Origin of the sequence: Pseudoalteromonas sp. SWYJZ12, assembly GCF_015864395.1 — a bacterium.
Taxonomy (GTDB): Bacteria; Pseudomonadota; Gammaproteobacteria; order Enterobacterales; family Alteromonadaceae; genus Pseudoalteromonas; species Pseudoalteromonas arctica.
Genome location: NZ_JADYXH010000030.1, coordinates 1 through 19912, shown reverse-complemented (window position 1 = coordinate 19912; position 19912 = coordinate 1). Strand labels below are relative to the sequence as shown.

The 19912-nt window shown below is 39.0% G+C and carries 16 protein-coding genes; 7 read left to right on the top strand and 9 right to left on the bottom strand.

What is annotated here, in order from left to right; all coding sequences use genetic code 11:
* Positions 1–10: 10 nt before the first annotated feature.
* The 9 genes from I6F42_RS19110 to rpmH form a co-directional block, all read right to left on the bottom strand.
* Positions 11–796, bottom strand: coding sequence for a ParA family protein (locus tag I6F42_RS19110; protein ID WP_004335235.1), 786 nt, complete (start codon positions 794–796; stop codon positions 11–13).
* Between the two features lie 14 nt (positions 797–810).
* Positions 811–1431 (bottom strand): 16S rRNA (guanine(527)-N(7))-methyltransferase RsmG, encoded by a 621-nt coding sequence (gene rsmG / locus I6F42_RS19105; protein ID WP_007377658.1) that lies wholly within the window; start codon positions 1429–1431, stop codon positions 811–813.
* A 15-nt stretch (positions 1432–1446) separates the two neighbouring features.
* A complete protein-coding gene (mnmG, locus tag I6F42_RS19100; RefSeq protein ID WP_010555145.1) occupies positions 1447–3336 on the bottom strand; it encodes a tRNA uridine-5-carboxymethylaminomethyl(34) synthesis enzyme MnmG in 1890 nt (629 codons plus the stop codon).
* A gap of 428 nt (positions 3337–3764) precedes the next feature.
* A complete protein-coding gene (gene mioC, locus I6F42_RS19095) occupies positions 3765–4214 on the bottom strand; it encodes an FMN-binding protein MioC (protein ID WP_024591277.1) in 450 nt (149 codons plus the stop codon).
* A 1106-nt stretch (positions 4215–5320) separates the two neighbouring features.
* On the bottom strand, positions 5321–6685 hold the full coding sequence (gene mnmE, locus I6F42_RS19090; RefSeq protein ID WP_007584209.1) for a tRNA uridine-5-carboxymethylaminomethyl(34) synthesis GTPase MnmE: 1365 nt from the start codon (positions 6683–6685) through the stop codon (positions 5321–5323).
* Between the two features lie 135 nt (positions 6686–6820).
* On the bottom strand, positions 6821–8458 hold the full coding sequence (gene yidC / locus I6F42_RS19085; RefSeq protein ID WP_010555147.1) for a membrane protein insertase YidC: 1638 nt from the start codon (positions 8456–8458) through the stop codon (positions 6821–6823).
* Positions 8459–8466: 8 nt separating this feature from the next.
* Positions 8467–8742, bottom strand: coding sequence for a membrane protein insertion efficiency factor YidD (gene yidD / locus I6F42_RS19080; protein ID WP_008138026.1), 276 nt, complete (start codon positions 8740–8742; stop codon positions 8467–8469).
* A 129-nt stretch (positions 8743–8871) separates the two neighbouring features.
* Positions 8872–9294, bottom strand: coding sequence for a ribonuclease P protein component (gene rnpA, locus I6F42_RS19075; protein WP_007584204.1), 423 nt, complete (start codon positions 9292–9294; stop codon positions 8872–8874).
* A 7-nt stretch (positions 9295–9301) separates the two neighbouring features.
* Positions 9302–9436, bottom strand: coding sequence for a 50S ribosomal protein L34 (gene rpmH / locus I6F42_RS19070; protein ID WP_004335215.1), 135 nt, complete (start codon positions 9434–9436; stop codon positions 9302–9304).
* A gap of 518 nt (positions 9437–9954) precedes the next feature.
* On the opposite strand from rpmH, the gene dnaA reads away from it, so the two are divergent.
* The 7 genes from dnaA to I6F42_RS19035 all read left to right on the top strand — a co-directional run bounded on the left by dnaA (position 9955) and on the right by I6F42_RS19035 (position 19651).
* Complete coding sequence (gene dnaA, locus I6F42_RS19065) at positions 9955–11343, top strand: chromosomal replication initiator protein DnaA (RefSeq protein WP_010555148.1); 1389 nt, start codon at positions 9955–9957, stop codon at positions 11341–11343.
* Between the two features lie 13 nt (positions 11344–11356).
* Positions 11357–12460, top strand: coding sequence for a DNA polymerase III subunit beta (gene dnaN / locus I6F42_RS19060; RefSeq protein ID WP_010555149.1), 1104 nt, complete (start codon positions 11357–11359; stop codon positions 12458–12460).
* Between the two features lie 15 nt (positions 12461–12475).
* A complete protein-coding gene (recF, locus tag I6F42_RS19055; RefSeq protein WP_008138030.1) occupies positions 12476–13570 on the top strand; it encodes a DNA replication/repair protein RecF in 1095 nt (364 codons plus the stop codon).
* 12 nt (positions 13571–13582) lie between these two features.
* Positions 13583–16009 (top strand): DNA topoisomerase (ATP-hydrolyzing) subunit B, encoded by a 2427-nt coding sequence (gene gyrB, locus I6F42_RS19050; protein ID WP_008172005.1) that lies wholly within the window; start codon positions 13583–13585, stop codon positions 16007–16009.
* A 142-nt stretch (positions 16010–16151) separates the two neighbouring features.
* Positions 16152–17054 (top strand): glycine--tRNA ligase subunit alpha, encoded by a 903-nt coding sequence (gene glyQ / locus I6F42_RS19045; protein WP_007584197.1) that lies wholly within the window; start codon positions 16152–16154, stop codon positions 17052–17054.
* A gap of 2 nt (positions 17055–17056) precedes the next feature.
* Positions 17057–19126 carry a glycine--tRNA ligase subunit beta gene (gene glyS / locus I6F42_RS19040; RefSeq protein ID WP_197153108.1) on the top strand — a complete coding sequence of 690 codons (2070 nt, stop codon included), beginning with the start codon at positions 17057–17059 and terminating at the stop codon, positions 19124–19126.
* Positions 19127–19201: 75 nt separating this feature from the next.
* Positions 19202–19651 carry a hypothetical protein gene (locus I6F42_RS19035; RefSeq protein WP_197153106.1) on the top strand — a complete coding sequence of 150 codons (450 nt, stop codon included), beginning with the start codon at positions 19202–19204 and terminating at the stop codon, positions 19649–19651.
* Positions 19652–19912: the final 261 nt, after the last annotated feature.

The window sequence follows — 19912 nt, the reverse complement described above, 5'->3', positions numbered from 1 at the left end:
TACCTCAAAGTTAGGCGACAACGGACGCTGTTTTTTCTTTTCTGCGTAACATTTCACCAGCGAGTGCTAAATATGCTTTAGCGCCACTTGATGCCCGGTCATAGTACATAGCAGGAGTACCAAAACTAGGTGCTTCAGCTAAACGAACATTACGCGGGATCACCGTACGGTATACTTTATCGCCAAAATGTTGTTTTAATTGTTCTGATACATCATTTGCCAAACGGTTACGCGGGTCGTACATAGTACGAAGTATGCCTTCAATTTGTAAGCTAGGATTCACTAACTTAGCAAGCTGCGTAATCGTATCCATTAATGCGGTTAACCCTTCAAGTGCATAATACTCACACTGCATTGGCACTAAAATAGAATCAGCTGCGGCCATTGCATTAACAGTTAACATATTTAGAGAGGGTGGACAGTCGATAAAAATAAATTCGTACTGGTCCTGAATTTTTTCAAGTGCGTTACGTAAACGCACTTCACGGGCAAATAATTCCATCAATTTAACTTCTGCAGCGGTTACATCACCGTTTGCAGCAATCATATGGTATTCACCAGACGTTTCTTTGATGATAACGTCTTCTATAGGTTTATCTTCAATAAGTAAGTCGTAAATAGTTGGCACGTCGCCATACTTATCTACGCCACTACCCATAGTCGCATTACCTTGCGGATCGAGATCAATTAACAGCACTTTACGTTTCGTTGCAGCCATAGACGCAGCGAGGTTAACAGCGGTTGTAGTTTTACCCACTCCACCTTTTTGATTTGCTAATGCGATGACTTTTGCCACGGTGTCTCTGATCCCTAGTCTTTAGAAAGAATAATTAAATGTCGTTGTGCATCTAACTTAGGTACTTCTAATGCAATTTTTTGCTCAAACTTAACGCCTGCAGGTAGTGACTCTAGCTCTTCGCTAGGGAACACGCCTTTAAGTGCTATAAATTTACCCGAATGATCGATTAAGTGCGAACACCAGTCAACCATATCTTGTAATGAAGCAAATGCACGACTTAGTACGCCGTCTAATTTAACACTTGGTTGATATTCTTCAACTCTTGACTGAACCGGGGTTACATTATCAAGACCAAGCTCATGTTTAACATGCATTAAAAATCGTACACGTTTACCTAAGCTATCTAATAACACAAAATGTGTATTAGGTAATGCAATTGCCAATACGATACCCGGTAATCCAGGACCCGTTCCAACATCAATATAATGATGACCGGGTAAGTGAGGCGCAACAACTAAGCTATCCATTATATGCTTAATCATCATTTCTTCAGGTAAGCGTACTGAGGTTAAGTTATAAGCTTTATTCCACTTATTCAATAACTCGACGTAACGAACTAGCTGTTGCTGTTGTTTTTCTGTTAACGCAATATCAGTTTGCGCTAACAATGTAGTTAATTGTTGCTGTAACACTATGTACCCTTAACGTTACGCGGATTTGCGTAATAAGCCTTGCTTCTTCAGATACACTAATAATAGCGAAATCGCCGCTGGGGTGATACCAGAAATACGCGATGCTTGACCAATAGTGTCAGGACGCGACTCAATAAGCTTGGCAACTACCTCATTTGACAAACCAGATACGGTTTTATAATCAAACTCTTTTGGTAAAATTGTTTGCTCATGACGAAGCTGTTTGTTGATCTCATCCTGTTGACGCGCAATATAACCTGCGTACTTAGTATGGATCTCAACTTGTTCAAGTGCCGCTTTGTTTGTAAATTCAGATCCTAATCCTTCTATAGCCATAAGATCGTTATAACGAATCTCTGGGCGACGAAGTAATTCTTCTAAACTTGCTTCACGCGTAAGCGGTGTTTTCAGTAATGCATTTACTTGTTCTACAACGGCGTGATCTTTGTGAATCCACGTATCTTTGATGCGTTGCTTCTCTTTTTCGATTACTTCCATTTTTTCGTTAAATGCCTGCCAGCGTTCGTCATTAACTAAACCTAGCTCACGGCCTTTTTCAGTTAAACGAATATCGGCATTATCTTCACGAAGTAATAAACGGTATTCGGCACGACTGGTAAACATGCGGTATGGTTCTTTTGTACCCAGTGTTGCTAAGTCGTCGATTAATACACCAACGTAAGCTTCATCACGACGTGGTGTCCAAGAATCTTTGCCTTGTACTTTTAGTGCAGCATTCATACCTGCAATTAAGCCTTGTGCACCCGCTTCTTCATAGCCGGTAGTACCGTTAATTTGACCCGCAAAAAATAAACCTTCAATAAATTTAGTTTCTAAAGATTGTTTTAAATCACGTGGATCAAAGTAATCATATTCAATTGCGTAACCAGGTCGACAAATATGTGCATTTTCAAAACCTGTAATCGATTGCACAATTTCAAGTTGTACATCAAACGGTAAACTAGTCGAAATACCATTTGGGTATAATTCGTATGATGTTAAACCTTCAGGCTCAACAAATATTTGATGTTTATCTTTATCTGCAAAACGAACAATTTTATCTTCAATTGAAGGGCAGTATCGTGGACCAATACCTTCAATAACACCTGAGTACATAGGTGAGCGATGTAAGTTTTTACGAATAACATCATGTGTTTTTTCGTTTGTGTAAGTTATGTAACACGGTATCTGTTGTGGGTGATCTGATTGTTTACCCATAAACGAAAACACAGGAGTTGGTGTATCACCTGGCTGTGCTTCCATTTTTGTAAAATCAACAGTACGTGCATCAATACGTGGAGGTGTACCTGTTTTTAAACGATCAACTCTAAATGGATGTTCACGTAAGCGATCAGCTAAAGCGATTGAAGGAGGATCGCCTGCACGACCGCCTTTATAATTTTCTAAACCAATATGAATTAAGCCGCCTAAAAAAGTACCCACGGTTAAAACAACACTTGGTGCACTAAAACGTAAACCCATTTGAGTTACTACGCCAGTAACACGATCGTTTTCAACAATAAGATCATCACATGATTGTTGAAAAATCTTAAGGTTATCTTGGTTTTGTAATGTTGTTTGAATAGCCGCTTTGTACAAAGCGCGATCTGCTTGTGCTCGAGTAGCACGAACAGCAGGTCCTTTTGAAGAATTTAGTGTACGAAATTGGATCCCGCCTTTATCAATGGCCTGTGCCATTGCACCACCAAGCGCGTCGATCTCTTTTACCAAATGACCTTTGCCAATCCCACCAATTGCTGGGTTGCAAGACATTTGACCAAGGGTATCCATATTGTGAGTCAGTAGCAGGGTATTCATCCCCATACGGGCAGCTGCTAATGCGGCTTCAGTGCCAGCATGTCCACCACCTACTACGATAACGTCAAAATTTTCGTGAAAAATCATTAATGGGATCCTACTTAAATCAAACCGGTAAACTTCAAAAGGGAGCGTATTCTACCTAGAAATTGGCAGAAGATAAATGATTAAACAAAGGGCAAGATCTAAGTATGTGATCTCTAATAATATAAAGGATCTTTTAAAGAGATCTTTTATTACTATTACTACTACTGATCGACTTTTCTGTTGATAAGGTTTAGATCTTCATTTAAAACATGAAATTAGATCAGATCTAAAGGTGTTAATATGATCGGATCATCCAGCAAATAAGCTCTGATCAAAAAGGCACTTTATGCACAGGGTTGAATCAGTTGGATCTTATCCAATGGATAAGCATGCTTTAAAACGCAGTTTATTCAATCTTTATCCACAAAACCTATTAAATTATTAGTAAATTGTGGGTAACTTTATATATAACTTTTTACTTGATCTATCTATTTTATGCCTGTTTGAGCTATCCAAGAGTCTAACCATGTTAATGCAGTGTCTTCTGGTAGTGCTTCATCGAGAATATTAAGCTCTAAACGTTCTGCTACTTTTATAGCGCCTTTTTGAGTTAATAAGGCATCTATATTACGTCCTGCTAGGTTATAAGTGTCATAACTAGTGTCGCCTAAAGCGATTACTGAATATTTTAATTCAGATAAATCATCTGCTTGAGTTACATCTTCAACAAAACTAATAAGATTTTCAGGGTAATCACCTGCACCATAAGTTGATGTGCAGATTAACCAAATGGTATTTTGCTGATCAATATCGCTAAATTCAGGTTGATCATGTAGTTGCGTAGTAATACCAAGGTTATTAAGCGCGTCGCTTAATTGCTCTGCAACATACTCGGCTGATCCCATTTGGCTGCCGACAATAAGATTTACTGAACTCATGAATATTAGTGATCACATTGGTTATAATTGCCGCCTATGATAACTGAGTGAGGATAACAGTAAAGTTAAGAGTGCTTTTTTGTATAACTATTTTTGCGGTAATTTTACACTCATTCAAAATTGTGTATTTAAGTTGTTGATAATATAGTGTTTAACAAATTATCTTTAAATGTAATCTTCTGATCAAGTTGTTGATAACAGTGGGGAAAGCTCTGCTTAAACTGTTTTTTTAGGTTGTTTTATATTCGCTAAGTTATTGATATTACTTGTCAGTAAAAAATTAAATTGTAAATATCTCAATTAAAAATACATGTTGATCATAATGTGGATATAAAGCCTGTTGATAACCTTAAATTTAGATCGAAAATAATTTTTTAAAATGATCTAATAAAGCAGATCTAATGAAATTAATTAAAAATAAGTTCATAAATAGATAAATTACAATTGATCATGAGGTTTTTGCGACTGATTTACCTAGTTTTGGTATTTATTTGAGCTGAAAATTAGGTATTGTGGATAAGTGATCTCGGTATTTTTAATTTTATGCGAATTAAGAGCTGCTATTTTTATTAATTTTGCTGGTGGAGTTAGCAGATCAAAAGTTTTGAATACTTAGCTGTTGAGTTATTTTATTTAAAAATCACAGTGATTATCAAATTATATGTTGTCAAAAGTAAGCTTTTTAGAGTACTAATCAGTGTTTTTTAGCTCTTTAATTGAGCGAATAGCATCATTTATTGCGTGTATCAGGTGTGTTTTAGTGCATTTTTGTGCGCTAAAGTAAGTATAAGGAAGCCATTTATAACTACTTTTTGTATGACATATAACGCTATTAAAGCGTGCGGTTGTTTGAAAAGGCATTGGTTTTAGTCTTAATAATAGGTGTAATTTGTGCTATTAATTCCCCCAATAAGCACTCTCAGTATTGCCTACTCTATATAATCTGACCTCTCTTAGCACGTAACAAAGGTAGTTTTGGATATGATTTTATTGGCAGTAATTTGCAGGCATCAGGTGTATAAATACATATTTTACAGCAGAATATTTTACATAAAAAAAGAGCACCTAAGTGCTCTTATAATAAAAATATATCTGTAATAGGGTGTTTATTTACCAATACAAAACGAGCTAAATATTTTGCCAAGTAAGTCGTCTGAGGTAAATTCACCGGTTATTTCATTCAAATACTGCTGTGTTAAACGCAGTTCTTCAGCGAGTATTTCACCAGCAATGTGCATTTCTAACTGTGTTTTACCCGTTTCTAAATGATACGCAGCACTTTCTAATGCATCTAAATGACGACGGCGCGCCATAAAGCCACCTTCTGTTGCGCCTTGAAAGCCTATACAAGCTTTTAAATGCTCGCGAACAAGTTCAATACCGTCAGCATTTTTAGCACTTAAGCTGATGACCGGGTATTGTTGCTCTTGCTCCATTCCGACTATGTCGCCCGATAAATCAGCTTTATTTCTGATGACCGTAACCCCCATACCTTCTGGTAATTTTGCCATAAATTCAGGCCAAATTTTGTGCGGGTCAGTATCTATAGTATCAGTGCCATCAAGCATAAATAAAACGCGGTCGGCTTGGTTTATTTCATCCCATGCACGCTCAATACCTATTTGTTCTACTCTGTCTGGGCTTTCGCGTAGGCCTGCTGTATCTATAATATGCAGTGGCATACCATCTATATGTATATGCTCTCGTAGTACGTCGCGAGTGGTACCGGCTATTTCTGTTACGATTGCGGCTTCACGACCGGCTAGAGCGTTAAGCAGGCTTGATTTACCCGCATTAGGGCGACCTGCAATAACAACACGCATACCTTCGCGCATGATGCTGCCCTGCTTGGCTTGGTTGGTTACAGTGTTAAGCTGAGTAATAATCGCGTCTAAGTCGCCTGACACTTTACCATCTGATAAAAAATCAATTTCTTCATCAGGAAAATCTATTGCCGCTTCTACATACATACGTAAGTGAATTACTTTTTCTACGAGTGTTTCTATGTGCTTAGAAAATTCACCTTGGAGAGACTGTAGGGCGCTTTTAGCGGCTTGCTCGCTAGTGGCATTAATTAAGTCGGCGATGGCTTCTGCTTGTGTTAAATCAAGCTTGTCATTCATAAATGCGCGCTCAGAAAACTCACCAGGCTTTGCTAAACGAACGCCCTCTATTTTACTAATTTCTTTAAGTAACATATCCAGTACTACAGGACCGCCGTGGCCTTGTAATTCAAGTACGTCTTCACCAGTAAATGAGTTAGGACCTGCAAAGTAAATGGCAATACCTTGATCAAGTTGCTCGCCAGCAAGGCTTTTAAATGGCACATAATCGGCGTAGCGAACTTTAGGTATTTTACCTACTACTTTTTCGGCGACACTTTTAGCAAGGCTACCTGAAACGCGAATAATACCAACACCACCACGTCCAGGTGCTGTTGCTTGTGCTGCAATTGTATCTTGATTGATCATGCTATTAATTTGCCAACGATGAGTAACTTTATGCCCGTATTGTAACCTATCGATTTATTTGTAGCGAATAGCTGTGGTGAAAAACAGGCAATAAAAAAGGCGACCGAAGTCGCCTTTATATAAGTAGGAGCTTAGTTAGCCTCTTACTTTAATTCCTTTCTTTTCCATGCCACGGTAGATGATTAACATCTGGACAATAGAAATAAGGTTAGACACTAACCAGTAAAGAACTAAACCAGATGGGAACCATAAGAAGAATACAGAGAAGATAACCGGCATAAAGGTCATCATTTTTTGCTGCATTGGATCAGTAACCGTCATAGGTTGTAGCTTTTGCGTTACAAACATACTCGCACCAAATAATATTGGCAATACGTAGTACGGGTCTTTCGCAGAAAGGTCAGTTAACCAAAAAATGAATTCAGCATGGCGAAGTTCAGTAGACTCTAAGAATACGTAGAACAAGGCTAAGAAAATTGGCATTTGTAGCAAAATAGGGAAACAGCCACCCATTGGGTTAACTTTTTCTTTTTTGTACATTTCCATAGTTGCTTGGCCGAACTTTTGACGGTCATCACCAAACTTTTCTTTAAGGGCTGCCATTTTAGGCTGTAGGGCACGCATTTTTGCCATTGAAGTGTATTGCGCTTTAGTAAGTGGGTACATTAACGATTTAACGATAATAGTGATGGCAATAATTGCTACACCCCAGTTACCTAAAATGCTGTGTAGCCATTTTAGCAATACAAATAAAGGTTGCGAGATAAAAAATAACCAACCGTAATCTACGGTTAGGTCTAGGTCTGGGTGAATCGCTTCAAGAATATCTGACTCTTTCGGGCCCATATAATAAGTAGCAGTTAGTATTTGCTCACTACCAGCTTGAATATTTACAGCGGGATCTTTAGCACCAATAATAGCGGCATTACTTTTTGTAATTAAGCTATAAAGTGTATTTGATTGATCCTGCATTGGAACCCAAGCACTTACAAAGTAATGTTGAATAAAGGCAACGTAACCACCTTGTGTGCTTTTATTTAGGTTTTTATCAGCCATATCTGAAAAACTATACTTTTCGTATTTTTCTTCATCAGTACCGTATGCAGCACCTAAATAGTTTTGATCAACCATGCTACCTTTTTCTTGTACGGTACGCTTAATTTGCGTGTATAGCTGTACTTGAAGAGGTGCGCTGGTAGTGTTGTTAATTTTGTATTCTAGGCCTACGTCATACTGACCTTTTTTGAATACATACGTTTTAGTAAAACTAACACCATTACTATCAGTAAACTGAAGTGGAACGCGAAGCTCATCACCCGTTAAGGTATATGATTTTTGTTCGGTACTATAAGTAGGGCGACCATTAGCTGATCCGTCAGGGCCATTTAAACCAATTAAGCCACTTTGTGAAAAGTATTGTTTGCCATCATCAAGCTGACCAAGAAGCATATAAGGCGTGTCACTGCCTTTTGTCTCTTCGTATTGAAGAAGGTCTGTTTCAACAATGTCACCGCCTTTGGTGTCAATTTTAACTTTAAAAACGTCAGTTGTAATTTCAATAACTGAACGCTTAGCTAAAGTTGCTGAAGCAGGTAACTCTGAATCTGACGATGAAGGAATATAATCATCCGACTCTGGTGAATTTGCTTGTAGTGTTTGTGTTGTGGCACTTGGATCGACTTTAGGCTTGTTGTAATCATTATCCCATTCTTGGAACAATAAAAACGACACTAGCATTAGGCCAATTAATAAAAACGTGCGTTGCGATTCCATAACAGCTCTTATTTCTCGTGTTGGTGGTTAATATGGGTTAATTTTTCAGGAACGGGGTCGTCTCCGCCTGAATGTAAAGGATGGCATTTTAATATGCGTTTTAAAGCTAACCAACTACCTTTTACCGATCCATGCAATTTAATTGCTTGAATAGCATAACTAGAACAGGTTGGATTAAAACGACAATGCGGACCTAACAGCGGGCTAATCCACTTTTGATAACCGCGGATAAATAACACTAAACAAAAAGTTGGTAAAGCAACAAGTGGTTTAAGTAACCTCATGATGTTTATGCCCCTACTTAAGTTTAGTGAGATAGATATCATGTATTTAAAGACTCAATTAGAAAATTTAAATGCATGATTAAAAGGTGAGCTAAAGATACATTAATTAACCCTGCAATTCTATTGCAATTAGGTTTGTTTGTTAGATTTAGCTGATTTGTTTGGGCGTTTCTTAAAAGGTGGCGGTTTAGGTGCACCTGGTTTACAGCGTTCGTTAATTTTTCGCCATAATTTAGTAAGTTGTTTGGTTATTTCTTCATTAGACTGCTCATCAATACCATTTTTAACCATAAGCACAATATCAATATTATCGATGCTGTGTTGATTTAAACGAAAACTTTCGCGAGCGAGACGTTTAATACGGTTTCGTTGGCATGCCTTTTTTACACGTTTTTTAGCAACAGTAAGACCTAACCGAGGTTTTTCTTGGTCATTTGGTTTAGCTAATAGAGTAAAGAAAGGAGTTGCAGCCCGAGCGGGTTCATTAAATATGCGAGAGTAATGCGAGGGAGTTAACAGACGTAACTCCCTGCCAAAGCTAAAGTCTTCCACTTATAAATTAAGCAGAAAGAACTTTGCGGCCTTTAGCGCGGCGACGTGCTAATACTTTACGGCCATTTACAGTTGCCATGCGAGCACGGAAGCCGTGTGCACGTTTGCGTTTTAAAACGCTAGGTTGAAAAGTTCTTTTCATAACAATCTCATCCGATCGGTTAAAGTTAAAACATCCTATACAGGTCGCGATCCTGGCATAGGTGCCATTGCGAGCGCGAGATATTATAGAGTAAGTAATGTAAAGTCAATCATAATTACGTTAAGGGTATATAACCCACCTACTACTATATAAGAGATCATATAAGGCGATCTGTTAGGATCATCATAAATAAGAAGTTTTCCACAGCCCCTGTATAAAAAGTGAATAAAAGCGGGGGAAAAGTAAATTGGATCGTAAATTTGGTTCGCGATCTTGGTGTTATTTTGTTATGATCTCCTCTCAGGATCTAAAATAAAAACTGTTTTAAATCAGCTTGTTAATGATTTTATACATCGATATCAACAATTTTATAAAAATCAATCTTTTACTTGTGGATAAAGTGTCTTCATAATACGCGGTCTTGGGTCGCTTATTGGACCATTTGAACGCAATAAATGTATGATTTATAATCATTAATGATGTGCGGGAATAAAAATTATATCTCTGGGAGTTTAACTGTGTATCTGTCGGTTTGGCAAAGTTGTTTATATGTATTGCAAGATGAGTTGCCTTCGCAGCAATTCAGTATGTGGGTAAGACCGCTACAAGCAGAAAGTACCGAAGATACCTTGACGATTTATGCACCTAATCGCTTTGTGCTTGATTGGGTGAGAGAAAAGTACCTAAATAGAATTAACGAATTACTAGTAGAGATTTGTGGTGTTGAAGCACCAAAACTACGTTTTGATGTAGGTAGTAAGCCTTTATTAAATGCACAAGCTGCACCGGTTATAGAAACTCAATCGGCACCAAGTGCACACGCTTCAGCAAAACAACAGCCTCGCGAGCAAAAGCCAGTTGTTGAACCTGCACCTAAGTCAGGTTACAAATCTAACATTAAAGAAAACTATACTTTTGATAGCTTTGTTGAAGGTAAATCAAACCAATTAGCAAAAGCTGCGGCCACACAGGTTGCCGACAATCCTGGCTCTGCTTTTAACCCTGTATTTATATACGGTGGTACTGGTTTAGGTAAAACTCACTTATTACATGCAGTAGGTAATGGCATTATGGCAAATAAGCCAGATGCTAAAATTGTTTACATGCATTCAGAACGCTTTGTTCAAGACATGGTAAAGGCACTTCAAAATAATGCGATAGAAGAATTTAAGCGTTATTACCGTAGTGTTGATGCATTAATGATTGATGATATTCAATTTTTTGCTAACAAAGAGCGTTCACAAGAAGAATTTTTTCATACCTTTAATGCATTGCTTGAAGGCAACCAACAAATTATTTTAACCTCTGACCGTTACCCTAAAGAGATTGAAGGGGTTGAAGACAGGCTAAAATCACGTTTTGGTTGGGGATTAACAATTGCGATTGAGCCACCAGAGCTTGAAACACGCGTTGCTATTTTAATGAAAAAAGCCCAGCAAAGTAAGATTAACTTACCACACGAAGTTGCCTTTTTTATTGCCAAAAAATTACGTTCAAATGTTCGTGAACTAGAGGGGGCACTTAACCGTGTAATCGCTAATGCGAACTTTACCGGTCGTCCTATTTCAATCGATTTTGTAAAAGAAGCGCTACGCGATTTACTTGCCTTGCAAGATAAACTGGTTACCATAGACAATATTCAGCGCACTGTTGCTGAGTACTATCGAATTCGTATATCAGACCTGTTATCTAAGCGCCGCAGCCGCTCTATAGCGAGACCACGCCAGGTAGCTATGGCATTGTCTAAAGAATTAACTAATCACAGCTTACCTGAGATTGGTGACGCATTTGGTGGGCGCGATCATACGACCGTATTACATGCATGTCGTAAGATAAAATCACTACGTGACGAAAGCCACGAAATTAAAGAAGATTACCAAAACTTAATAAGAACATTGTCATCTTAGGGCTGACTTTATTATGCAAATAACAATATCAAGACAACAATTTTTAAAGCCATTGGTGCAAGTGTCGGGCGCAATAGAGCGCAAACACACGTTGCCAATTTTATCTAACGTTTTGTTAGTGGTAGAAAACGGACAACTTTCAATGACGGGTACTGACCTTGAAATTGAATTAGTTTCTGGCGTATTTGTAGGTGATGATATTGCCGATACAAAACTAACGTTACCCGCTAAAAAGTTACTCGATATTTGTAAAAGTCTACCAGATGGTTCAGACATTACTTTAAGCTTGCAAGAGCATCAATTACTTTTAACCAGTGGTAAAAGCCGTTTTTCATTAACTACTTTATCGGCTGATGATTTTCCTAATTTAGAAGAGTGGGACGGAGAGGTTGAATTTCAACTAACTCGTTTAGAGCTTCGTAAGTTACTCGAAAGCACGCATTTTTCGATGGCAAATCAAGACGTACGTTATTACTTAAATGGTATGTCGTTTGAAGTAGATAATACCGATATAAAAACAGTAGCAACAGATGGTCACCGTTTAGCTATAGCGCAAAAGCAATTAACGCAATCGCTTAATACACAACGTCAATTAATTATACCTCGCAAAGGTGTGCAAGAAATTATGCGCCTTATGGTAGCTGACGATGAATTGGTAACAATTCAGTTTGGTGCTAACCATATCCGTATTATTGATATTGAGTTTACATTTACAAGTAAACTGGTTGATGGGCGTTTTCCCGATTACCGTCGTGTATTACCGCGTGGTGGCGACAAAGTAATTACAGCTAACCGAGAATGGTTACGTAATGCGTTCCAACGAGTGTCTATTTTATCTAATGAAAAGTTTCGTGGTGTACGCTTAAACTTATCAAACGGTTTATTAAAAATTACGGCCAACAACCCAGAGCAAGAACAAGCTGAAGAAGTTGTTGAAGTAAGTTACGAAGGTGCTGACCTAGAAATAGGGTTTAACGTGTCTTACGTATTAGACGTACTAAACACATTAAAAACAGAAGACGTACTATTTACATTAGCTGACTCAAACAGCAGTGCATTAATTGAAGGTGCAGGCGATGAAGAAGCAATGTACGTTGTTATGCCTATGCGTTTATAAGACTATAAATACATAATGAGCTTAAGTCATTTGAGCCTCAAATATTTTCGTAATATTGAGGCGCTGACGCTAGAACCAGTTAACGGCGTTAATATAATATATGGTGAAAACGGCAGCGGAAAAACCAGCCTTTTAGAGGCTATCTATTACCTTTCTCACGGCAAATCTTTTCGTACTCCAAAACACAAAAGTATTATCGCGCATCAGCAAGAGCAGTTTGTAATTCACGGGCGCAAAACAATACACGACTTATCTATTCCAATTGGTATTAGTAAAACCCAAACGGGTGAAACTAATTTAAAAATTCAAGGTAAGGCGAGCCGTAAAATATCCGAACTAGCTCAACTCATGCCAGTGCAAATTATTACACCAGAGAGCTATTCTTTATTTTTTGGTGGGCCTAAAGAGCGCAGAAAGTTTTTAGATTTAGGTTTGTTCCACGTGGAACATGAGTTCTTTTTTTTATGGCAATCGTTTAATAAAGTACTTAAACAACGTAATGCATTGTTAAAAACTAAGCCCAAGAATTATTTTGACCAAATTAAGTTTTGGGACAAAGAATTTGTTAGACTGGCTGAAGAAATAAATAAATTAAGATTGGCGTATATAAGTAGGTTTAAGCAGCAGTTTTTTGATAAAATGTGTGCAGAATTAACGCTTGTACGTGATTTAGAAATGACCTTTAACGCAGGCTGGAAAGAGACCGAATCTCTTGCAGATGCGTTAGAGCAAAACTTTGAGCGAGATGCTCGCCAAGGGTTTACAAGTAAAGGCCCTCATAAGGCCGATTTTAGTTTTAGTGTCGCTGGCAACAGCGTGGAGAATACATTCTCACGCGGTCAATTGAAGTTACTATTATATGCGTTAAAAGTTACGCAAAATAGCTTAATTGAGTCAGAGACAGATAAGCAATCTATATTGCTAATAGATGATCTACCTTCAGAGTTAGGCGAAGATACAAAAGAGAAAGTGGGACAATTACTTGCTCACTGCAGTTCTCAAATTTTTATCTCTTCAATTTTGTCTGAAAGTATTTCTGCTGTGGTGGAACCCATGCAACGAGAACTACAAATGTTCCACGTGAAACATGGCAACCTAATAACAAGATAAGTGGGATTAACCATGTCTGAGAATTATGACTCGTCGAGTATTAAAGTACTTAAAGGATTAGACGCAGTAAGAAAGCGTCCTGGAATGTATATTGGGGACACCGATGATGGCACAGGCTTACACCACATGGTGTTTGAGGTCGTTGATAACTCGATCGATGAAGCCTTAGCAGGTCATTGTGATGATATTTATGTAACGATTCACTTAGACGGTTCTGTCTCAGTACGAGATAACGGTCGTGGTATTCCAACTTCTATCCATGAAGAAGAAGGTGTATCAGCAGCCGAAGTTATTATGACGGTACTTCATGCCGGTGGTAAGTTTGATGATAACTCTTATAAAGTATCAGGTGGCTTACACGGTGTTGGTGTTTCTGTTGTAAATGCACTTTCAGAAAAGCTAAAACTTACAGTTCGCCGTGAAGGTAAACTTCATGAGCAGTTTTACACTATGGGTGTTCCAGATGCACCTTTAGCTGTTATTGGTGAATCAGACACGACTGGTACAGAACTGCGTTTTTGGCCAAGTGGTGAAACATTCACAAACTTAGATTTTCATTACGAAATTTTAGCTAAGCGTTTACGCGAGCTTTCATTCCTAAATTCAGGTGTGAGCATCATTTTAAATGATGAACGTGAAGAAAATAAATCTGACCACTTTAAATACGAAGGCGGTATTCAAGCTTTCGTTGAATACTTAAACCGTAATAAAACACCTATACATAAAGGTGTATTCCATTTTACTCACGAACGTGAAGAAGATGGTATTAGCGTTGAAGTATCAATGCAGTGGAATGATGCATACCAAGAAAATATTTACTGTTTCACAAATAATATTCCACAACGTGATGGTGGTACTCACTTAGCCGGTTTTAGATCAGCGCTAACACGTACACTTAATAACTACATGGAAAAAGAAGGCTTTAACAAAAAAGCTAAAACAACCAGCAATGCTACCGGTGATGATGCCCGTGAAGGCTTAACGGCTGTTGTTAGTGTTAAAGTTCCTGATCCTAAGTTCTCATCGCAAACTAAAGACAAGCTTGTTTCAAGTGAAGTTAAGTCTGCAGTTGAACAAGCAATGGCTGAAAAATTCACTGAGTTTTTATTAGAAAACCCAACTGATGCCAAAATTGTTGTAGGTAAGATTATTGATGCCTCACGTGCTCGTGAAGCGGCGCGTAAAGCCCGTGAAATGACACGTCGTAAAGGTGCAATGGACTTAGCAGGCTTACCTGGTAAGCTAGCTGATTGCCAAGAAAAAGATCCTGCCCAATCTGAACTATATATAGTGGAAGGGGACTCTGCTGGCGGATCAGCCAAGCAGGGACGTAACCGTAAAAACCAAGCTATTCTTCCGCTTAAAGGTAAAATCTTAAACGTAGAAAAAGCACGTTTTGATAAAATGTTATCTTCACAAGAAGTAGCAACACTAATTACTGCATTAGGGTGTGGTATTGGTCGTGACGAATATAATCCTGAGAAATTACGTTACCATCGCATTATAATCATGACCGATGCGGACGTGGATGGTTCTCACATTCGTACGTTACTATTAACATTCTTCTATCGCCAAATGCCTGAAATTGTAGAACGCGGCTATATTTACATTGCTCAACCACCACTTTATAAAGTGAAAAAAGGTAAGCAAGAGCGTTATATTAAAGATGACCCTGCATTAGTTGAATACCTAACATCGCTTGCTCTTAATGGTGCAGCGTTGTATGCAAGTACAGATGCACCAGCTCTTGAAGGTGAGGCACTAGAAGAAATTGTTCACGATTATCAAAACACAGTTAAAGTAATTGAGCGTTTAAAGCGTAAATACCCTAACACGGTAATGGAACGCTTAATTTATCAAACAGAATTGAAAACTGATGACCTTTCAGATGAAGCTAAAGTAATTGCTTGGACTAAAGTGTTGGTTGACGACCTGATTGCACGTGATGAAGATGCGACTATTTTCCATGCTGGTACAGAGCATGATGCTGAGCGTAATATGTATTACCCGGTTGTGAATATTCGTCAGCACGGTGTAGATAAAGCACACGTACTTCATTATGACTTTATTGCGTCACGTGACTACCAACGCATTGCTGTGACTGGTACTAACATCGCAAACATCCTTAGCGAAGGTGCATATATTCAACGTGGTGAGAAAACAAAACCTGTTGATAACTTTGTGGATGCTTTGGAATGGTTGATCACAGAATCGAAGCGCGGGATCTATATTCAACGCTATAAAGGACTGGGCGAAATGAACCCAAGCCAGCTTTGGGAGACCACAATGGATCCTAGTGCTCGCCGTATGTTACAAGTAACGATCGAAGATGCTGTTGGCGCGGATCAATTATTTGCGACCTTAATGGGTGACCAAGTAGAGCCTCGTCGTGAGTTTATTGAAAAGAACGCACTACGTGTAGTTAACTTAGACGTGTAAAAAATATTGCTTACATAGAAAAAGGAGCCTAATGGCTCCTTTTTTATTTTCTTCAATTACACAAACTGCTTAAAACCTGAGTGTACACACGGTATACTAAGGGTAATTTTCACGCTACTTCTTAGATAGTAAAAAGCCAAATATGCAAAAATATGACGTAAAAACCTTTCAAGGTTTGATCCTGGCTTTACAGGATTATTGGGCGCAGCAAGGCTGTGTCATTATTCAACCACTTGATATGGAAGTGGGCGCAGGGACATTTCACCCGCAAACTTTTTTAAAGTCTATTGGTCCAGAGCCAATGGCGAGTGCATACGTGCAACCGTGTCGTCGTCCTACCGATGGTCGCTACGGTGAAAATCCAAATCGCTTACAACACTACTACCAATTTCAGGTAGTTTTAAAGCCATCGCCAGATAACATCCAAGAGCTTTATTTAGGCTCTTTAGCGGCTATGGGTATCGATACACTAACTCACGAAGTTCGCTTTGTAGAAGACAACTGGGAATCACCTACGTTAGGTGCGTGGGGCCTAGGTTGGGAAATTTGGTTAAACGGCATGGAAGTAACGCAGTTTACCTACTTCCAACAAGTTGGTGGTATTGAGTGTTCACCAGTAACGGGTGAGATCACTTACGGCCTAGAGCGTTTAGCAATGTACATTCAAGGCGTAGATAGTATTTACGACTTAGTATGGGCAGACGGTCCACTAGGGCGCGTAACCTACGGCGACGTGTTCCATCAAAATGAAGTAGAGCAGTCTACTTACAATTTTGAACACGCAAACGTAGAAGACTTATTTGCTCAGTTTGATAAATGTGAAGCAGAGAGCCAAAAGTTAATTGAAGCAAACTTACCACTACCGGCTTACGAGCAAGTAATGAAAGCATCGCACGCATTTAACTTACTAGACGCACGCCACGCAATTTCGGTAACCGAACGTCAACGTTATATTTTACGCGTTCGTGCGTTATCAAAAGCGTGTGCACAAAGTTACTATGACAAACGCGAAGCGCTTGGTTTCCCGCTGTGTAAGGATAAGTAAGTATGTCAGCACAAAATTTATTAGTAGAAATTGGCACAGAAGAGTTGCCACCAAAAGCGCTGCGTAAATTAGCAGAAGCTTTTGCTGCAAACTTAACTGCAGAGCTTGAAACACTAGAGTTAGCACATCAAGGCGTAAGCTGGTATGCATCGCCTCGTCGTTTAGGTTTACAAGTAAAAGCGCTTGAAGCTAAGCAACAAGACAAAGAAGTTGAAAAACGCGGTCCAGCAACTAAAGCTGCATTTGACGGTGACGGTAACCCAACAAAAGCAGCAATGGGTTGGGCACGTGGTTGTGGTATTGAAGTAAAAGATGCACAAACACTCGAAACAGACAAAGGCGCATGGTTATTGCACATTGCTAAAGTAGCAGGGCAAGAAACTAAAACGCTAATGACAGGTGCAATTACTAAAGCGTTGGCTAAATTACCAATTCCTAAACCAATGCGTTGGGGCGCGAATAAAACACAATTTATTCGTCCTGTGCATACGGTAACTATTTTGTTTGGTGATGAGTTACTTGAAGGTGAGATCCTTGGGAAGAAAATAACTAACCAGCTTCAGGGTCATCGTTTTCACCACCCAGAAAAAATTAGTATAAACCATGCAGATGACGTTTTTGACGTACTTAAATCTGCTTACGTTATTGCTGATTACGAACAACGTAAAGCGCAAATTCGTACACAAATAGAAGAAGCTGCAAAAGCAGTTAACGCTATTGTTGCTATGGATGAAGATTTACTAGAAGAAGTAACATCACTTGTAGAGTGGCCAGTTACTTTAACGGCAACATTTGAAGAAGCATTTTTAGATGTACCAGCCGAAGCGTTAATCTATACCATGAAAGACGATCAAAAATACTTCCCGTTATTAGATCAAAACGGCAAACTTTTAAATAAATTTTTGTTTGTATCTAACATAGAAAGTAAAGATCCAAGAGTGGTTATTTCTGGTAACGAAAAAGTAGTGCGCCCGCGTTTAGCCGATGCACAGTTCTTCTTTGAAACAGATAAAAAGAAAACTCTAGAAAGCCGATTAGAATCGCTTGATAGCGTATTGTTCCAAAAGCAACTTGGTACGCTTAAAGATAAGTCTCAGCGTATTAGTGAACTTGCGGGTTACATTGCTGAGCAATTAGGTGCTGATAAAGTACTAGCACAGCGTGCAGGCTTATTAAGTAAAACTGACCTAATGACTGAAATGGTAATGGAATTTACCGACGTGCAAGGTGTAATGGGAATGCATTACGCTCGCCACGATGGTGAAGCCGAAGATGTAGCCGTAGCGCAAAACGAGCAGTACATGCCACGCTTTGCAGGCGACAACTTACCTACAAACTTAATTAGCTGTGCAGTAGCTATTGCTGATAAGTTTGATACGCTGGTGGGTATTTTTGGTATAGGCCAGGCACCTAAAGGCGACAAAGACCCATTTGCTCTTCGTCGTGCTGCTATTGGTGCACTTCGCATTATGGTAGAAAAAGAACTACCACTTGATATTTTAGACCTAGTAGCTAAATCGCAAACATTGTTTGGCGACAAGTTAACTAACTTAAATGTATCAACTGACGTATTTGAATTTATGCTAGGGCGCTTTCGTGCTTGGTATCAAGACGAAGGTATTGAAGTAGACGTAATTCAAGCAGTGCTTGCACGTCGTCCGACTAAACCTGTTGATTTTGATCGCCGTGTTAAAGCCGTAAGCCACTTCCGTACATTAGACGCAGCAGAAGCGCTTGCAGCAGCTAATAAGCGTGTAGGTAATATTCTGGCTAAAAACGACATTACCAGCCAAGGTAGTGTTGATGAGAGCTTATTAAGCGACGACGCTGAAAAAGTATTAGCATCACAAGTAGCAAAATTTGCCACTGACCTTGCACCACTTTACGCAGATGGAAACTACCAAGAAGCATTAAGCCAATTGGCAGGTATTCGCGAAAGTGTTGATAACTTTTTTGACAACGTAATGGTTATGGCCGACGATGAAGCTGTTAAGCAAAATCGTCTTGCGCTGCTAAGCCAGTTAAGCGGATTGTTTTTAGGTATTGCAGATATTTCTGTTTTACAAAAATAACACCGATTAACAATTTTAAAAGCCAGCGTTTTGCTGGCTTTTTAGTTTTCACTGTATGCAAAGGAAACCCCATTGATGATTTCTATGAAACGAATTTTAACCTTAGCAATTGCTGGTTTACTTACTGCCTGTACAAGCCAAATTTCGATTAACGATGTATTACCTCAGCAAGAGCTTGATCGCACAATTTACTTACGTGGCGACTTTACACTGTGGGATGCAGAGCCCCAGTATCAGTTTGCGCCAGTTGGACCAGCGCTTTATCAAGCACAAGTTAAATTTTCGACGCCTGGTAAAGTGTACGAATTTAAAATAGCCGATGTCGATTTTAGTGAAGGTTACAACTGTGGTTACAGCGACGCACAACCAGCAGGGCAAAGCCTAACACTCGGCCAACCAGCTATCGCAGACTGTAATACTATTTATAACTACTTTAGTTTCACACCAGCAATAAAAGGCACATACATAGTAAGTATTGATTACAGTGACTACGACAAGCCACAAGTGACGATAACGAAGAAGTGATAGCTGTATTTTTAAAGCAGCCCGAGTGAATTAATGGATTTGTGACAAGGACGTTGTAGTGTTTATTCAGCATTAACACCAAGGGGGTTTCGTAGGTTGGGTAGAGTGAAGCGAAACCCAACATGTGTGGCGAATAAGACTATTTTGGTGGTTATTAAATACGTTGGGTTTCGTAAAACTCAACCCAACCTTGTATCTCTTCTTGATGAGTGTTTAGCTAGCACTTGTCACATCGGGAAGACAGTGAGCTCGTACCCAACC